Source organism: Achromobacter pulmonis, from assembly GCF_002885955.2.
In the GTDB taxonomy this organism is placed as follows: domain Bacteria; phylum Pseudomonadota; class Gammaproteobacteria; order Burkholderiales; family Burkholderiaceae_B; genus Achromobacter; species Achromobacter pulmonis_A.
Genome location: NZ_POQS01000017.1, coordinates 1 through 16,895 on the forward strand (window position 1 = coordinate 1; position 16,895 = coordinate 16,895).

Here is a 16,895-nt window from a genome sequence, read left to right on the forward strand (position 1 = left end):
ATGTGTTCGCCGGGCGCTTACGCCCAATTCCTCCTGGCTGATCCCGATCTGACTGACTTGTGCCCAGGAGGTGTGTTTTGACCGCGCTTGGACTGCCACTACTCGAGCAAGGAGATGCCGAAGCCGTAACTCAGGTTCGTCACTGCTGTATTGGAGCAGCGCCTCGGCAATGCCGCCCAGAAAGCGCATCCGCCATAAGCGAACACTTGATTCCGATTGTCAGAACCACTTGAACCGACATTGATAATGCGCCGTAAAATCAGCAACTTGAAAAATGCCTCACTTGAGGCTCAATTGTTGGCGCGGAGCGCCTGGTGTGGATCCGTGAAATGGTGCACGGGCTGTATCGGCCAGTCTGGGCGCAAGCACGTTTGGCGGATGGGCGTCGGGTTTCGGTCATCGCTTTCGTCGCCGAAACGACGCACCCCCAATATCGTGCGACAGATGAACTCAACGCGGTTGCCGCCGATGTCGCCATGGCAAGCGGCCCACTCGGGAGTAATCGTGAATATTTGACTCGTCTGGACGACGCGCTCGCCCGCTGGGGGATCCACGACCCACATGTGAGCGACCTTGTGCAGCGGGTCAAGGTGCGAGTTTGGTAACGGAATGCCAAAAACCACGCGAACTCGGCAATGGGCTGCCAAGCCACCCGCTTAACAAAGCCCCAAGCGCAACCCGATTTCACAGCCGATTGGGCATACTTCCATGCGTTCTGTCGCGACGTTCGAATTCTTCGGACGACTGTTGATGTGCAGCGCGCCAATCGCATCAACAGTCCTGTCTGGGCCGGCTGCCGGAAGGCATCGGTCTAGGCGTGGAGGTCGACTTCGGGACAAAGACGTTCTATCAGTCGCCTCCTCGCGCCTAGATCGGCTATCCTAGTGCAAACACCAGGCGAGGCTCCGACTTTTCCTGCAATGCCTCGCGCGTAACGCCGGGCGCCAGCTCTTTTACAACCAGCCCTTCGTCGGTGATGTCCATCACCGCCAGGTCGGAAATGATCCTGTGCACCACGCTACGACCGGTCAGCGGCAAAGAGCACTGATCCAGAATTTTCATCGCACCGTCACGCGTGTTGTGTTCCATGAGCACAATGACCCGGCGCGCGCCACCAACAAGATCCATGGCCCCGCCCATGCCTTTGACCATCTTGCCGGGGATCATCCAGTTTGCAAGGTCTCCCTGCGCGCTGACCTGCATGGCTCCCAGGATCGTAAGGTCCATATGGCCGCCTCGGATCATGGCGAACGACATGGAAGACGAACAGATGGATGCGCCAGGCGCTGTTGTCACCGTCTGCTTGGCCGCGTCGATAAGGTCCGGGTCGATTTCGTCCTCATAAGGGGGCGGCCCGATGCCGATCAGTCCGTTTTCGGACTGCAACCATACTTGCATGCCGTCAGGCACGTATTGCACCACTTTCGTGGGTAAGCCTATTCCCAGATTCACGTAGTCGCCGTCGTGCAGTTCCTGTGCGGCGCGCGCTGCCATTTGGTCATGTGTCCAAGCCATCGCAAATTCTCCTTACTGCGGCCGTGAACGGAAACTCTTGCGCTCGATGCGCTTTTCCGGGTTGGGTACGACGACGATACGATCGACGAAGATTCCTGGCAGATGCACATCGTCAGGATCGATCTCGCCCTCTTCCACCAGTTCTTCCACTTCGGCGATCGTCACCGCTCCCGCCATTGCCACGTCGGGATTGAAGTTTCGAGCTGTGCGTGCAAAGACAAGGTTGCCTGCTCGATCTGCACGCTTTGCTTTCACCAGCGAGACATCCGGCCGGAGCGCCAACTCCATGATGTAGGTCTGGCCACCGAACTGCCTGGTCTCTTTGCCTTCCTCGACGACAGTGCCGACGCCAGTCCTGGTGAAAAACGCGGGAATTCCGGCGCCGCCTGCGCGCAAACGCTCCGCAAGCGTCCCTTGAGGGTTGAACTCCAGCTCCAGTTCGCCACTCAAGTACTGTCTTTCGAATTCCTTGTTCTCGCCAACGTACGACGCGATCATGCGCTTCACCTGGCGCGACTGCAGTAGTAGCCCCAGACCGAAGTCATCAACGCCAGCGTTGTTGCTGATGCAAGTCAGATTGCCGACGCCGCTGTCACGCATCCCTTCTATCAATGCTGAAGGAATGCCGCACAGGCCGAAACCCCCGACAGCTATCGTTTGGCCGTTCGTGATGACCCCGTCCAGGGCGTCGGCCACATCTCCATATATCTTTCTCATTCTCTAACCGAAGTAAATGGGGTTGAGTGGGTGGTAACCCCCCAGATACTAGGGATTCGATGCGGCCGGAACAATGGATTTGCCGCAACCTTATTGTGCAATTCTGCACAGCGATCAAGCGGACGGGTGGAACAGCTCCGGCTGCGATTCGACCTGTTCACGGATAAATCGCCAAGCGAACTGGTAGCGTTTGATCCGCAGCAGATCTTCGGGCGCCGCAATCCATAAGCTCCGCGTAATGAGGGGCTTATCAGGAAAAACGCTGATGAGGTCGCCGCTATTCACGTTTGCGACATAGGGCGTAAGCAAGACAAGCCCCAGCCCAGCCGCTGCGGCCGAGCGCTGTGCAAGCACGCTGTTCGAGCTGAAACATCGATTCGGTTCCAGGACGAGCTCTTCAAGCACGCGATAGCGCTCACTGACCGAACCATCATGGATGTAGTCCAGGAAATCGTGCTGAGCGACGTCGCTGAGTTCACGTATTGGAGGATGGGCGTCCCGGTAGGCAGGAGAGCAATAAAGGAAGTAGTCGATCTGCGCCAGCTTCGCGACCTTGTATCGCCCCATCTGCGGCGGATCAAGCGTCACCAGGATTTCGACTTCCCTGGTCACAAGGCTGGGGAATTGGGGCTGGGCCATCAGTTCAATGCGCAGTCCGGGATGTTTCTGGCGCAACTGCGCCATCCCCGGGGCAAGCACGTGGATACCAAATGCTTCCGGTGTTCCAACGCGAACATTGCCTTTGATGAAGTCGGCCGCCTCCAGGCTTTCTTCCACAGCGGCCAACAGCGCGCTTTCCATTTTTTCCGCGTGAGGAATCAGCGCATGGCCAGCATCGGTCAGCGAATAGCCGCTGCGGCGTCGGTCAAACAAGACCACGCGCAAGGTCGCTTCCAGCCGGTCGATCCGCCGCGAAACAGTGGAGTGCTCGATCCCGAGCTTCTCCCCCGCATCGGAGATCGTGCCCAGCCGTGCGACAGCCAGAAAAACTTTGAGGTCGTTCCATTCGGGGTGCGTATCCATGGCTCATTGTGCATCAGCGCACACTAAGGGTGCAACGGTGGTCTTTGATAAAGCAAGTGCGGATCGCACAATTGCGCCAGCAGTTACGCAGAAAGGCACGCGTCATATCGGCGCAGAAGAACGCGGACGGCCGACAAACGGCCGCCCAATCACGTACCTGAAGTTGGAGTCGAGGATGACAGAAAACCTTCGTTATCAGAACTACACGGCGATTGAATTCGACCGTCCGCTTGACCGTGTTCTGCGCCTGACGCTGAACAACCCCGAGCGCATGAATTCCCTGGATTCCCGGGGGCACGCCGAACTGGCGGAGGTATGGCGCGAGATCGACACCGATCCCGAGGTCAGCGCCGTGATCATCCGCGGAGCCGGGCGTGCGTTCTCGGCTGGTGGTGATTTCCGCATGCTCGAAGAGATCAACGACGATTTCAAGGCCAGGGCCCGTGTCTGGCGAGAAGCCCGAGACCTGGTCTACAACATCATCAACTGTTCGAAACCTATCGTCTCCGCCATTCATGGCCCGGCGGTGGGCGCGGGTCTGGTGGCGGCTCTGCTGGCCGACATCTCGATTGCAGCGAAATCGGCCCGCATTGTGGACGGCCACACCAAGCTGGGCGTCGCCGCAGGCGACCATGCGGCCATCATCTGGCCCTTGCTTTGCGGGATGGCCAAGGCCAAATACCACCTGATGTTGTGCGAACCCGTGAGCGGCGCGCAGGCCGAAGCGCTGGGTCTCGTGTCGTTGTGCGTTGAGGACGACGCGCTTCAAGACAAAGCCCTTGAGATCGCCGGGAAGCTCGCGGCAGGCGCGCCGGGTGCGATGCGGTGGACCAAGTACGCCCTGAACAATTGGCTGCGTCAGGCCGGACCCATTTTCGATACCTCGCTGGCGCTGGAGTTCATGGGCTTCGGAAGCCCCGAGGCGCGGGAGGGAGTGAGCGCATTGCAAGAGCGCCGCGCTCCCCGGTTCGACCTGGACCTGGGTGTCTAGGCGGAGCAGCGCTCATGAAATCCATCAAAACAGTCGCCTTCATCGGCGCCGGCAACATGGGTGCGCCAATGGCGCGCTGCGTTCGGCGTGGAGGTTTTGACCTCATCATCTGCGACCGCAGTGCCGCCGTACGCGAGAGCTTTGCCCGTGAAGGCGTCGCCACAACTTCTGAAGTGAAGGATTGCGCTGGAGCGGACGCGATCATTGTGCTGCTCGCCAATGACGCTCAAATTACAGACGCCCTGCTTGGCGACGGCGGACTGGTTCACGCCATTCCCAGCGGCCACCAGCCCATCGTGTGCATGATGAGCACCACGCTGCCCGCTACCCTGCGCACGCTGGAGGCGCCGCTCGCTGTAGCCGGCGCCCACCTGCTCGACGCGCCGGTGAGCGGCGGCGTCGTGGGCGCACAAGAAGGAACGCTCACGATCATGGTGGGCGGAGCCGTATCCGACGCCGAACTGGCCAGGCCATTGATGCAGGCTATGGGTAGCCGAATTTTCCACTGCGGCGCGTTGGGATCTGCGCAGGTCGCCAAGATCATCAACAACATGGTCTGCGTGGCAAATATCTATTTGACCGCTGAAGCCATCGAACTGGCTCAGGCGCATGGCGTTTCCCTTGAGAGCTTCGCGCCCATCCTGGACGTCAGTACCGGAAGGAACTTTCTGACTGCCAACGCGGCCCTGGGCCGCGCGCAATTCCGCGCGTGGTCGCCGACGGAAGACGCCTACCCGGACATCCACCGAATCGTCGCGAAGGATCTGCACCTGGCCTTGGCACTGAGCGAGCAGGCAGGCATTGCGCCCGGACTGCTCAAGCCGGTGTCGAGTTACGTGGACAACCACGGCCCCAACGAAGCCACGCGCTGGACCAGCGCCGGACGTACACCTCAGTCGGGCTAAAGACATACCGGGAATCCGGTAAAAGCCGGCACGCGCCGGGAATCACTACACCTATAAATACGGAGAAGACAAGATGAAGAACCTCAACTGCGTTCTTACGGCTGTGACTTTGGCGACGGCGTCGCTCACGTCCGGCGCCGCATTCGGACAGGACACCAAGACCTTGATATTGGGCGTATCCGCGCCGATGTCAGGCGCCGCTGCAACGTGGGGGCTTGGACAGGAATGGACCGCCAAGCAGGCCGCCAAGGAAATCAATGACGCCGGCGGCGTGAAGATCGGCGGCACCACCTATAAATTTGAAGTCCGTGCCTACGACAACAAATACAACGCCGCGGAAGGGACCAAGGTCGCGCAGAACATCGTGAATCGCGACAAATCCCGCTACGTGGTCGGCAGCATCGGCACCGCGCCGATTCTGGCTTTGCAGTCGCTCACCGAGCGGAACCAGGTCATTCTGTTCACCTCGGCCTGGGGCAAGACCGTCAAGGGACCAACCAAGCCCTACACCTTGACCCAATCGACCACGCCGTTCGAAATCCTGGAACCCCTGTATGCCTACGTAAAGGCCAAACACGGCTCCATCAAGACCGTTGCCATGCTCAATCCCAACGACGCGACCGGCAAGGAGACCGAACCGGTCGCCCAGAAGGCTTGGGAAAAGCTTGGCGTGAAGGTGGTGTCAGTCAACTGGTACGAACGCGGCACCACGCAATTCCAGCCCATTGCGCAAAAACTCGCGGCGGTGATGCCGGACGTCATTGACCTGGGCGTTGCTCCCCCGGCCGATGCAGGCGTGCTCTTCCGCGAACTGGCCGTACTCGGATGGGACGGTGTCAAGGTTCAGCCGGTGGGCACGGGGGCAGCGCAGCTCGTGGACATTGGCGGTCAAGCAGCTAACGGGGTGTACATGGGCTTTTCGGGCGATTACGCCGGACAGCAGGCAACCAGCAAGCAACGTGAGCTCAACGAAGGCATGAAAAAGGCCGTCGGGGAATCACTCAACCCGCTGCAGCTCGCACCCTACGACTCTGTGTACGCCCTCAAGGCGGGCATGGAAGCCGCGCAAAGCATCGAACCTGCCGAGATTCTGAAGGTCATGCCCAAGATCGTCTTTGACACGTCGTACGGCAAGACGGCGTTCGGTGGCGAGGCGACCTACGGTTCGCCTCAGCAGATGCTCATCCCGGTCATGATCACGCAGATTCAAGACGGAAAGCTCGTGGAAGTTGAGCGCGTGGTGCCGGAAGAGCTGCAAAAGCGCCTGGCGCAAGGCAAGTAATCAGAACGCTGGACGGCGATAAGTCGGGGGAGACAAGTTGGACGTTTACATGCAATTAATCATGAACAGTATGCAGATCGCCGCGGCGTACATCCTGTTCTCGTTGGGCTTGACGCTGATCTTCGGCGTCATGCGAATCGTCAACTTCGCACACGGAGAGTTCTTTACGCTGCCGCTGCTGGTGATGGGAGTGACAGTCCCGTTCCTGATCAGCGAGCAGTTGCCGCTTTTTGCGTCCTATGCGCTGAGCGGAGTGCTTGGGATCGCCTTGACGCTGCTACTGGGGGGGGTGATCTACAAGTTCGCCCTCCAGCGGTTCCAGCGCGACATGACCGGCTCCTTTGTGGTGTCGGTCGGCCTCTCGCTGTTGCTGCAAGGCATATTCCTGGAATCCTTCGGCGGCGTTCCCAACAAGCTCCCCGCGCTGGTCGAAGGAACGGTGAACATCATGGGCGCCTACATCACCATCCAGCGCCTGATCATCACCTGCTGCGCACTGCTGGTGGCCGCTCTCATGTGCTGGACCATCGCGTCAAGCCGTCTGGGAAAGGCACTGCGCGCGGTCTCGGAAGACCATGAGGCTGCGATGCTGCAGGGCATCCCGTACCGACGGATCGCCCTGGCCGGCTTTTTCATCGCGACCTCGCTCGCGGCGATCGCCGCAGTACTGCTATCGCCCGTGACCGTTTCCAGCCCGATCATCGGCAGCGACTATCTCATCCGGGGTTTCATCGCGATCGTCATCGGCGGGCTGGGCAGCATACCCGGCGCAATCCTGGGCAGCCTGCTGATCGCCGTCATCGAAAGCCTGGGCGGCTACTACTTCGATCCCACCTGGGCCACGATCACGATGTTCGTCCTGACCATGTTTGTACTTCTCGTTCGTCCGAAGGGAATTCTCGGCAATGGCTAAATCGCTACTCACCCCTGCAATCGCCTCGGTCGGCCTGGTGGCGATCGCCGCCAGCCTGCTTCAGGGCGGCGGCCTGGCCGCCAGCCTGGTCCTGTGGCTGGCCGTCAACGTGCTGATTACCGCCAGCTTCCGCTTTGTCACCTTGATCGGTGAACTGAATTTTGCCGTCGCCGGCTTTGTGGGCCTAGGCGCCTATATGGCGGGTGTCGGGAGCGTCACGTTCAACTGGCCCTTCCTGCTCACGCTGGTGGCAAGCGCAGTCTTCGCCGGCCTGATCAGCCTTGTGTTCGGCTACATCACGCTGCGCGCCAAGGGCCCCTATTTCATGCTGATCGGCTTCGCTTTCACCGAAGTGATCCGCATGATCTACACCAAGACCGAAGCCATCGGAGGGAGCTCCGGCATGGTGGGTATCTTTCCGCCGGCCTACCTGGACGGCTACTTGCCCGCCCTGGTCGTCGCCGTGGTGCTCGCACTGCTCTGGGCGCTCTGGTTCATCGAGAAATCCGATTTCGGCAAAGTCCTTGTGGCCATCCGCAATAACGACGCCATCGTCGAGACCGTCGGCATCAACGTGCATCTGACCAAGGTGCTGTGCCTGGGTGTTTCTTCGTTCGTTGCCGGCATTGCCGGTGCGCTACTGGCTTACTCGAACAACGTCATCAGTCCGGGGGATTTTGGCTTCCTGCTGGCGGTATACGCGCTGGCCTATCTGAAGGTGGGCGGCGAATCCCACATCCTGGGCGCGGTCGTCGGCGCCATCGTTTTGACGCTGCTCGGCCAGTTCGCCCTGAGCTTCGGCCCCTACGAGCACATCTTCTACGGAGCCGCCATCGTGATCTCGGTGCTGCTGATGCCGGGGGGCCTGATCGGCCTGGGCCGCCACCTCAACAAGCGCGCGCCTGGGCTGACTGCCGCGGCGAAGCCCCACGCCTGAGGTCTTCATGGAAAACCAAGTACTACTTAAAGTCGATGGCCTGAGCCGCCGCTTTGGCGGCCTGGTGGCAATCAAGGATTTGAGCTTCGAAGTCCGCAAAGGAGAAATCCTTGGACTCATCGGCCCCAATGGCGCCGGCAAAAGCACCACGTTCAACGTGGTAAGCGGCTACTACAAGCCGTCTGGCGGCAAGCTGACCTTCATGGGCCAGGACATCACCGGCCAGAGCGCCGCCCGGATCTCCCGGCAGGGCCTGGTCCGCACGTTCCAGCACGACAGCATGCTGCGCGACATGACCGTCTACGACAACATCGTCGTCGGTACGTTCGCGACGATGCGCCATAAAGCTGAACGGGACGCACGCGTACGAGAAACCGCGGCGCTTATGGGCCTGTCGGAAGTCCTGAGCGAAGTTGCGGGGAACCTTTCGCACGGCCTGCAGCGCCTGGTCAGCATCGCCATCGCTTTCGCCGCCCGGCCAAGCCTGCTCTGCCTGGACGAACCGTTGACCGGTCTGAACCAGACCGAGGCATCGTCAGTGTTGGCGATCTTCCGCAGGATGCGCGAGGAGTACGGCGTTTCGATGCTGCTTGTGGAACACAACATGAAGGCGGTCATGGATATCTGCGATCGCATCGTGGTGCTGGACTATGGCGTGTTTCTAGCCACCGGTACCCCGGCCGAGATCCAGCGGGATCCGCGCGTGATTTCGGCCTATCTGGGGAAGCGGCATGAACAATAACGAAAATGTGCTCGACGTCGAGCGACTGTCGGTGATGTATGGCATCGTGCCGGCGGTGAGCGCGGCGAGCTTCACGGTGAAGCGGGGATCCATCTCCACCATCGTCGGTTCCAATGGCGCCGGAAAATCGACCATCATGAAGGCCTTGACCGGCCTGGTCGCGCCCTCTTCCGGACGTGTCCGCCTTTATGGAGAAGACATCACCGGACTGGCACCCGATGCCCTCGTCTCCAGGGGCCTCGTCCTGGTGCCCGAAGGCCGGCGCCTGTTCAAAGCCATGACGGTAGGGGAAAACCTGGAACTGGGCGCCTACCGCGAGAAAAGCAAGAATGCCATTCAGCAGGGAATGGCAGACGTGCTGGAACGCTTTCCCGCTCTGAAGACAAGGCTCAAGTCACCGGCGGGTAGTCTCAGTGGCGGCCAGCAACAGATGGTTGCTGTCGGCCGCGCCCTGATGGCCAAGCCGCGGCTACTGCTGCTTGACGAGCCCACAATCGGGCTTGCGCCCGCCATCGTCGACACCATCGCCCAGATCATCCAGGACATCGCGGCGGAAGGCGTGGATGTGATGCTTGTGGAACAGAACGCAGAGATGGCACTGGAGATTGCGACCCACGCCTTCATCCTCGAGCGCGGTGAGATTCAGTTGCAAGGCCTGGCGTCGGAGCTGGCCAGCAGTGAATCGGTGCGCAAAGCCTATCTGGGCATTTGACCCCCACGCATCCCTCATCCACTTATCCGTTTTTTGCGAGGTATTTATGCATCGACTCGAAGGAAAAGTCGCCTTCATCACGGGCGGCGGCGCCGGTATCGGCTGTGCCAGCGCATTGCTATTCGCCCAGGAAGGCGCCCAGGTCGTTATCGCCGAGCGTGACACCGCCGCGGGCGAGCAGACCGCCGCCATCGTCGAAAAATCGACGGGCCGCCCTGCCCGCTTCATCCACACCGACGTCACCGAACCCGAAAGCCTGGAGGCGGCCGTCAAACGGACCGTGGCGGAGTTCGGACGATTTGACGTGCTGTACAACAATGCCGGAGGCTCGACCGTGCGCGACAGCCGCGTGACGGACGCTCCGGTGGACGAGTTCTGGTCCAAGATGAAACTCGACCTGTTTGGCACCTGGTTGGGATGCCGCTACGGCATCCAGGCCATGATGGACGCGGGGAACGGCGGGTCCGTCATCAACAGCACATCCATCTTTGCCCTGATCGGCACTCACGGCAAGGACGCCTACACGGCGGCCAAGGGCGCAGTCAGCGCGCTGACCCGGTCGATGGCTGTGGAATATGCACAGTACCGAATTCGCGTGAATGCGGTGGCTCCCGGAGCGACGGCGACAGAGCGCGTGCTAAAGCTGCTGAAAGACGATGGCGTCACCAGCAAATCGCTGGACGGCCAGCTTTTTGGGCTGGTGCAGCCCGAAGATATCGCCCACGCCGCGTTGTATCTGGCTTCCGACGAGTCCCGCTCCACGACCGGCCACATCCTCGCCGTCGACGGCGGGTTGACCATTTCCTGATCGATCGGAGCCATCATGTTTCGACATATTGTCATGCTCAGCTTCAACGCCCCGCTCACCAGAGAAGACCACGAAGACATCGTCGGCATGTGCCAGACGATCAAGAAAGAGATCCCGGGTATCCTGGACCTGCGCATTGCCACCAATGCGTCGGATCGCGCCCATTCCTACACCCACGCATTCGTGGCGGACTTCGTGGACTCAGCCGCCCACGACCACTACCAGCAGGCTCCCGCCCACGTGCCGCTGAAGCAGAAAGTCGCGGCACTAAGCCGGCAGCTCATCGTGCTGGACTACGAAGCCTGATCCTCCGCCATGACACAACGATCCGAAACGAGGAACCTCATGCGGGACACCAAACTGTTTACCCCGTTCAAACTGCGCGGCGTCGAGTTGCCCAATCGCGTACTCATCTCTCCGATGAGCCAGTACTCCGCCATCGACGGACTGGTCCAGGACTGGCACCGGTTCCATACCGCCGGCCTGGCCCGGGGCGGACCCGGCAGCGCAATGATTGAAGTCGCGGCTGTCACCCGCGATGGCCGGGGAACCCTTGGCGACCTGGGAATCTGGAGCGATGAGCAGATCCCAGGACTTGCGGAACTAGCACGCATCATGACCACGCACGGCGTGGTGCCGTCGATTCAGATCGGTCATGCCGGCCGCAAGGCAAGCACGGGCAGGCCCTGGGAAGGCAATCGGCCGTTGGCACTGTCTTCGGAAGATCAGGCCTGGGAGACCACGGCGCCCTCTTCCGTGCCGGTACAGGAAGGCTGGCCCGTGCCTCGCGAACTTGAGGCCAGCGAACTGGCTGGCATCGGCGCCAGCTTCCGCGACGCGACAGTCCGCGCAGTCAGCGCGGGATACCGGTTTGTCGAAATTCACGCCGCGCATGGCTACCTGCTGCACAGCTTTCTTTCGCCCGTCACCAACAAGCGGCAGGACGAGTATGGCGGGTCGCTAGAGAACCGGATGCGCTTTCCCCTTCAGGTCGCGGCCGCCGTCCGGGACGCCCTGCCCTCCGACATTCCGGTATCTGTGCGGATATCGGCCGTCGACGGTATTGAGGGCGGGTGGCAGTTGTCAGACAGCATCTTGTTTTCCCGCGAATTGAAAGCACTGGGCGTTGATCTGATCGACTGTTCATCCGGTGGCATACAGGCGCCTGCCACGGCGGGACAAGGTCCGCAGGCCGTCAAGCGCGGGCCGGGGTTCCAGGTTCCCTTTGCGCAGGCGGTCAAGCAGGAGGCTGGCATCGGGACGATCGCAGTGGGGTTGATCGTTGATCCGGAGCAGGCCGAGGCGATTCTGGTTGGGGATAAGGCCGATTTGGTGGCTGTCGGGCGGGAGGCCCTTCTCAATCCGAATTGGCCCCTGCACGCCCGCTTGGCTCTGCAGGCCGATCCAGAGTTTCTGGCTTGGCCAGAACAATACGGCTGGTGGCTAAAGCGTCGTCCGAAGGTCTTTTAGGGAGCGTTCGACGGTTAAACCAAGCCCATATCACGGGGCTTGCCTGTAGAATCGAGTCTAATTTCATTTTGATGACTCGATGAATACATCCGCTGATTCGTACTCCGAAAAGCCAGGCATTCGCCAAGTCCGGGTGCTGTCGCGCGGGTTGACCGTTCTCTCGGCGTTCGAACCGAACAATGACTGGTTGAGCAACTCCGAAATCGCGGCGCTCACCGGCCTGCCCAAGCCGACAGTATCCCGCCTCACGGCCAATCTGCTGGAAGCAGAATACCTGCAATATTCGGCCCAGCGAGCCGCCTATCGCCTAGGCGCGGCCGTGCTTGCGCTTGGGTTCATCGCGGCCTCGCACCGGGACTTTGTCATGCTAGCGAGGCCGCTGATGCAGCAGTTCGCCGACCAGCATCAGGTCTCCGTCGTGCTCGCCTCACCCGATGCCAGCAGCATGGTCTGCAACGAGGTTGCTCATAGCCGAGACATGATTTTCACCTTGCGGGTGCGCGCCGGTTCGCGCCTTCGCATTGACCGCTCGGCCCTGGGCAGGGCACTGGTCGGCGCAATGGGCGATGCCGAACGCACGGCATTCCTCGAAAAGCTTGGCACGGCTGACCCGCAAGCTTGGGAGCTCTTGAGCCGCGAAGTGCCGACCGCCATTTCTCAAATGGCGAGCGACGGCTATTGCATCGCGGCCGGCACCCTTGAGGCCGGCACCAACGGCGCCGCAGTGGTCGTCGACACGCCAGAAGGTCCACACACCTATGCCCTGGGCTGCGCCGCACCGTCGAATTCCCTGGAGTTGCCGCGGCTGAAGCAGGAAGTTATCCCGGACCTGCTCGCCCTCAAAAACCGACTTGAAGCCGAACTCAGCAATATGCAGGCGGAATAATAATGGTACGGACTCGCCAATTGACACCGGGCACGCCGCGCGACGACGCCCAGGTGGATTCGCTGCGTCGGGGCCTGGAGGTGCTGCGTCTGTTCGACCTGCGCCACCGCAAACTCACGCTGGCAGACATCGCTCGCAAACTTGAGCTGTCCCGCCCGACGACCGAAAAGCTCGTCCAGACGTTGCAGGCCCAGCATTTTCTCCAGGCCACAGGCGACAGCTACGAACCCCATATTGCCTGCCTGGCGCTGGGTCGAGCTGCCAAGAAGGGTCTGGCGGTTGGCCAGGCAGCCAGGCCGCTTATGCGCGAGCTGTCGCAGCGCTTCGGCGTCCATGTCACGCTGAGCACGCGCGACCGGCTGCATATGCTGGTAGTCGAGCACTGCGTTCCCGCCGGCCGGGTACAGCTGGGCCTGACTAGCGGCGCTCGTTTTCCTATGGCCGTCTCGGCCTCCGGCCGCGCCTACCTATGGGGACGACCGAAGGAACAACGCGATGAATTACTCCGCATGATCGAGGCTGACGCGCCCTCCGGCGTGTCGCGACCGCTCGACGAAGTCTACGCCGCGTTCCGAGATCTGGAAAAAACGGGCTGGTGTTACCTGGCCGCGCCCGTGGCCACGCACACCGCCTCCATCGCCACCCCGGTAAAGGCGGGCTCGGAGTTCGCCCTGGCCGCCATGGCCGTGAGTGTGGATGTCACGGAAGCGGTGTTGCGGGGCCAGGTTGCAGCGTCGCTGCTGGCCATCGCCGAGCGTATCGCCCTAGCCGCCGAAGACGAAGACTAACGAGGTTTCCCCAGGGCGCCAACCGCGTCGCGCACCGCCCGCAGGTGGTCTTCAGATGCGTGTGCGATCGCTTGAAATGCGGCCACCACGTCCAGATGAGTTGCCAGTGTGTGCTGTTCGGCGTCTCGCAGCAGGCGTTTGTGCATGCGCAACGCCGCGGAAGGATGCCGCGCAATCTTCCGCGCCAATTGCGCGGCGCGCTGGCCCAGCCGATCGTCCGGCGCCACATCCGACACGAGACCGATGCGTAGCGCCTCCCGGGCATCGATGGACTCCGCGGTGAAAGCCAGTTCCATGGCCTTGGAACGGCCAACGAGCCGCGGCAACATCCAGGCTCCACCATCGCCAGCCACAATGCCAAGGCGGGCAAAACTGACCGAAAAGCGCGCGCTCTCTGCGGCGATCCGGATATCGCAAAAGCACGCCAGATCGCAGCCCACCCCGTAGGCCGCGCCATTCACTGCAGCAATGGTCGGAACATCCGCTTCGGCCAGCGCTGCTGGCAATTGGTGCACGGTTTCGCGGTAGCGCGCTTGCACCTGGGCAACGTCCCCGGCGGAAAACCCCTCTCGTTCCGCCATGTGCCGCAGATCTCCGCCCGCGCAAAACGCCTTCCCCGCTCCCGTGATGAGCAGGACACGAACCGCCGGATCCGCATTGGCCCTGCGCACGTGCGCAGCCAATTCAAGGAACTGCGAACCATCAGAGAAGCGATTGAGTGTGTCGGGATGGTTTAGCGTGAGCGTGACGACGCCGTCATCGTCGTCGCGCCGGACAAAAGCCGAAGCGCCGTCCATCGTCACGCCCCGATCCAGCGCGGCGCCCTTTTCTCGGCGAAGGCCCGAGGCCCCTCGATTGCGTCAGCGCTCGAATAAACGCGCTCATGGTACCGGCAGGCCGCCTCCAGACCGCGCTCGCAGCCAAGGTCCATTGCCGCCCCGATGCTCTTCTTGGCTGCCCAGACGGTAAGCGGCGCATTGTTGGCGATGGTGCGCGCTATAGCCTGGGCCCGCTCGCGCACGGCATCGGGCGCGGCCTCAACATAGTTCACGAAACCTAATTGGTAAAAGCGCTCGATGGGATGCATCTCGCCGGTAAGCATGAGTTCCATCATGAAGGGCTGCGGAAGCATCCACAGCATGGGCACTCCCCAGGGCGACCCTCGCCCCACCTTGGCCTCGGAGATGCCGCCGAGGGTCCCCTGCAAGCCGATCCGGATATCGCTGTTTGCAGCCAAGACCATACCCCCGGCGGTGAAGTGGCCCGTCATGGCGGCGATGATCGGCTTGGGAACCTGGCGCATGCGTTGGTGGAAGGGATCCCGCAGCATCTCCAGCATGTCCTTGCCGGTTTCGGCGCGCACCTGGGCGGCCTCCTTAAGATCCATGCCGGCAGAGAACACGCCGCAGTCGGCGGAGGTCAGGATCACCACTCGCACGGCGTCGTCGCGTTCGACCTCGTCCCACAGATCCAGCAGGCGCTCGCAGATAGCGATGGACAACGCGTTGCGCTGAGCCGGGCGGTCTATGCAGATCGTGGCGATGCCGTCTTGCACGGAGTACAGAACAGGGGCGTCGGGTTTATTCATGATGCAGGGCGACTCGCTAATCAGGAAAATCAAGGAAGTACATGCCGCGCGCGAACGGCGCGCGGCCCGATACTCATTCAGGTTTGATGCCCGCGGCCTGGGTCAACTTGCCGTAGTGCGCACTCTCCTCGGCAATGTATTTTCCGAACGCCTGGGGCGCCATGGGCGGCAGCAATTCATAGCCTGTGCCATCGATCTGCTTACGTACCTCCGGCTGCTCAAGCGCGCCGGTGATTTCCCGATTGAGCTTGTCAATGATCTCAGGCGGCGTTCCCTTTGGCGCGAATAATCCGTTCCAGTTTCCGATCTCGAAGCCTGGCAACGCCTCCTTCATAGCGGGCACGCCGGGAAGTTTGTCCGACCGGGCCGGGGTGATGGCCAAGGGCTTGAGCTTGCCCGAGGTCATGTAGGCCAGGCCAGTCGAAAAATCGATGAACATCATTTGTGTCTGCCCACCCAACAGTTCGGACACGGCCTGGCCATAAGCCTTGTAAGGAATCTCCGAGATATCGGTATGCGTCATCACGCGAAACGTACTGCCGGTGATGCGCGTGGTGCTGTTGGCGTAGGGAAACGAGAGCTTGCCCGGGTTGGCCTTCGCATAGGCGATGAGTTCCGCCACGGAACTGACCGGCACGGACGGATTGACGACCAACGCATGCGGCACGCCGCCGACGATGGCGACTGGCGCGAAATCCTTCAGACCGTCATAAGACACGTTCTTGAAGAAATATTTGTTCGCTACCTGAGTAGTGTTAGTGCCGAACAGCAGGGTGTAGCCATCCGGCTGCGCGCGCGCCACATACTCGCTGCCGATCATACCGGTGGCGCCCGGACGATTCTGCACGATCAGCGGCTGCCCCAGTCGCTTGGAAAGCGAGTCAGACAGCACACGGGCCACTGCATCGGTAGGACTGCCCGCAGCGAACGGAACAACGACCGTAATAGGTTTCTCGGGAAAGGCGGAGGCAGGCGCCGCTACTGCGCCCTGGGCGCACACGGTTAACGCTAGCAACCCGAAAAGCAGGGAAAATTTCATTGATGTCTCCTTGAGTGAAACGGGGCCGTCTACGCGTCCCTCGTGTGAAAAATTTGTGGGGCTTCGAGCTACGGGCGGGTTTTGACCATACGCAGGGGGTTATAGGTAAGCACCACCTCCCCTCGCTGGTTGACCACCCGATTTGAGGTCCGCACCAGGCCGCGCTCTGACTTGCTAGTCCCCCGGGCTTCGACCACTTCGCACTCGACATGGATGGTGTCGCCTGCGTTCGTGGGCCGGTGGACCTTGATATCCGCCTCCATGAACGCCATGCCGGTGCGCTGCATCGTGCTCTGCATCAACAGCCCTTCGGCCATGCAGAAAACAAGCGAACCAGGAGCCGGACGCGAGCCGATGATGGATTGCGACGCGACATAGTCCAGATTGGTGAACATTTCCTCCACCATGCCCACCGTACCGATGAACAGAGTGATGTCGGCCTCCGTAATCGTGCGGCCCAAGGTGCGAAAGCGGTAGCCGGGCTCGACGTCGTCCCAGTAAAAGCCCAGGCCCAGCACCTCCAGCCCGTTCTCGTCCACGTTGATTGATCTGCGCATACTGTCTTCTCCTGGTTGTTTG

At 61.2% G+C, this 16,895-nt stretch carries 20 protein-coding genes; 13 read left to right on the forward strand and 7 right to left on the reverse strand.

Going from position 1 to position 16,895, the window contains the following annotated elements:
* Positions 1 to 314 precede the first annotated feature (314 nt).
* Positions 315 to 605 (forward strand): gamma-glutamylcyclotransferase, encoded by a 291-nt coding sequence (locus tag C1I89_RS32590; RefSeq protein ID WP_234818441.1) that lies wholly within the window; start codon positions 315 to 317, stop codon positions 603 to 605.
* A 271-nt stretch (positions 606 to 876) separates the two neighbouring features.
* Here C1I89_RS32590 and C1I89_RS32595 read toward each other — a convergent pair whose 3' ends face one another.
* The 3 genes from C1I89_RS32595 to C1I89_RS32605 form a co-directional block, all read right to left on the reverse strand.
* A complete protein-coding gene (locus C1I89_RS32595) occupies positions 877 to 1,515 on the reverse strand; it encodes a CoA transferase subunit B (RefSeq protein ID WP_012248168.1) in 639 nt (212 codons plus the stop codon).
* A 12-nt stretch (positions 1,516 to 1,527) separates the two neighbouring features.
* Entirely contained in the window at positions 1,528 to 2,232 is a 705-nt protein-coding gene (locus C1I89_RS32600) for a CoA transferase subunit A (protein ID WP_012248167.1), read from the reverse strand.
* Between the two features lie 114 nt (positions 2,233 to 2,346).
* Positions 2,347 to 3,255, reverse strand: coding sequence for a LysR family transcriptional regulator (locus C1I89_RS32605; protein ID WP_050729652.1), 909 nt, complete (start codon positions 3,253 to 3,255; stop codon positions 2,347 to 2,349).
* Between the two features lie 175 nt (positions 3,256 to 3,430).
* Between C1I89_RS32605 and C1I89_RS32610 the strand changes: the two genes are divergently transcribed.
* From C1I89_RS32610 to C1I89_RS32665, 12 genes are all read left to right on the forward strand, one after another.
* On the forward strand, positions 3,431 to 4,246 hold the full coding sequence (locus tag C1I89_RS32610; RefSeq protein WP_050729653.1) for an enoyl-CoA hydratase/isomerase family protein: 816 nt from the start codon (positions 3,431 to 3,433) through the stop codon (positions 4,244 to 4,246).
* A gap of 14 nt (positions 4,247 to 4,260) precedes the next feature.
* A complete protein-coding gene (locus C1I89_RS32615) occupies positions 4,261 to 5,151 on the forward strand; it encodes an NAD(P)-dependent oxidoreductase (protein ID WP_102776312.1) in 891 nt (296 codons plus the stop codon).
* A 73-nt stretch (positions 5,152 to 5,224) separates the two neighbouring features.
* Positions 5,225 to 6,433, forward strand: coding sequence for an ABC transporter substrate-binding protein (locus tag C1I89_RS32620; protein WP_050729654.1), 1,209 nt, complete (start codon positions 5,225 to 5,227; stop codon positions 6,431 to 6,433).
* A gap of 49 nt (positions 6,434 to 6,482) precedes the next feature.
* A complete protein-coding gene (locus C1I89_RS32625) occupies positions 6,483 to 7,346 on the forward strand; it encodes a branched-chain amino acid ABC transporter permease (protein ID WP_088591538.1) in 864 nt (287 codons plus the stop codon).
* Entirely contained in the window at positions 7,339 to 8,283 is a 945-nt protein-coding gene (locus tag C1I89_RS32630) for a branched-chain amino acid ABC transporter permease (RefSeq protein ID WP_088591536.1), read from the forward strand. The genes C1I89_RS32625 and C1I89_RS32630 overlap by 8 nt, the downstream gene beginning before the upstream one ends.
* 7 nt (positions 8,284 to 8,290) lie before the next feature.
* Positions 8,291 to 9,025 (forward strand): ABC transporter ATP-binding protein, encoded by a 735-nt coding sequence (locus tag C1I89_RS32635; RefSeq protein ID WP_050729656.1) that lies wholly within the window; start codon positions 8,291 to 8,293, stop codon positions 9,023 to 9,025.
* Positions 9,015 to 9,737 carry an ABC transporter ATP-binding protein gene (locus C1I89_RS32640; RefSeq protein ID WP_088591535.1) on the forward strand — a complete coding sequence of 241 codons (723 nt, stop codon included), beginning with the start codon at positions 9,015 to 9,017 and terminating at the stop codon, positions 9,735 to 9,737. Before C1I89_RS32635 ends, C1I89_RS32640 begins: the two co-directional genes overlap by 11 nt.
* A gap of 46 nt (positions 9,738 to 9,783) precedes the next feature.
* Positions 9,784 to 10,545 (forward strand): SDR family NAD(P)-dependent oxidoreductase, encoded by a 762-nt coding sequence (locus C1I89_RS32645; protein WP_012248158.1) that lies wholly within the window; start codon positions 9,784 to 9,786, stop codon positions 10,543 to 10,545.
* A gap of 15 nt (positions 10,546 to 10,560) precedes the next feature.
* Positions 10,561 to 10,851 (forward strand): Dabb family protein, encoded by a 291-nt coding sequence (locus C1I89_RS32650; protein ID WP_012248157.1) that lies wholly within the window; start codon positions 10,561 to 10,563, stop codon positions 10,849 to 10,851.
* Positions 10,852 to 10,890: 39 nt separating this feature from the next.
* On the forward strand, positions 10,891 to 12,015 hold the full coding sequence (locus C1I89_RS32655) for an NADH:flavin oxidoreductase/NADH oxidase (RefSeq protein WP_012248156.1): 1,125 nt from the start codon (positions 10,891 to 10,893) through the stop codon (positions 12,013 to 12,015).
* Between the two features lie 79 nt (positions 12,016 to 12,094).
* Positions 12,095 to 12,901 (forward strand): IclR family transcriptional regulator, encoded by an 807-nt coding sequence (locus C1I89_RS32660; RefSeq protein ID WP_012248155.1) that lies wholly within the window; start codon positions 12,095 to 12,097, stop codon positions 12,899 to 12,901.
* Between the two features lie 20 nt (positions 12,902 to 12,921).
* The gene (locus tag C1I89_RS32665; RefSeq protein WP_223283382.1) at positions 12,922 to 13,689 is read left to right on the forward strand and encodes an IclR family transcriptional regulator; all 768 of its coding nucleotides are present in this window, start codon (positions 12,922 to 12,924) and stop codon (positions 13,687 to 13,689) included.
* Here C1I89_RS32665 and C1I89_RS32670 read toward each other — a convergent pair.
* The 4 genes from C1I89_RS32670 to C1I89_RS32685 form a co-directional block, all read right to left on the reverse strand.
* Complete coding sequence (locus tag C1I89_RS32670; RefSeq protein WP_088591534.1) at positions 13,686 to 14,486, reverse strand: enoyl-CoA hydratase-related protein; 801 nt, start codon at positions 14,484 to 14,486, stop codon at positions 13,686 to 13,688. The genes C1I89_RS32665 and C1I89_RS32670 overlap by 4 nt on opposite strands.
* Positions 14,487 to 14,488: 2 nt before the next feature.
* Complete coding sequence (locus C1I89_RS32675) at positions 14,489 to 15,277, reverse strand: enoyl-CoA hydratase/isomerase family protein (protein ID WP_012248152.1); 789 nt, start codon at positions 15,275 to 15,277, stop codon at positions 14,489 to 14,491.
* Between the two features lie 73 nt (positions 15,278 to 15,350).
* Entirely contained in the window at positions 15,351 to 16,316 is a 966-nt protein-coding gene (locus C1I89_RS32680) for a Bug family tripartite tricarboxylate transporter substrate binding protein (RefSeq protein ID WP_050729659.1), read from the reverse strand.
* A 68-nt stretch (positions 16,317 to 16,384) separates the two neighbouring features.
* A complete protein-coding gene (locus C1I89_RS32685; protein WP_012248150.1) occupies positions 16,385 to 16,873 on the reverse strand; it encodes an FAS1-like dehydratase domain-containing protein in 489 nt (162 codons plus the stop codon).
* Between the last annotated feature and the right edge of the window lie 22 nt (positions 16,874 to 16,895).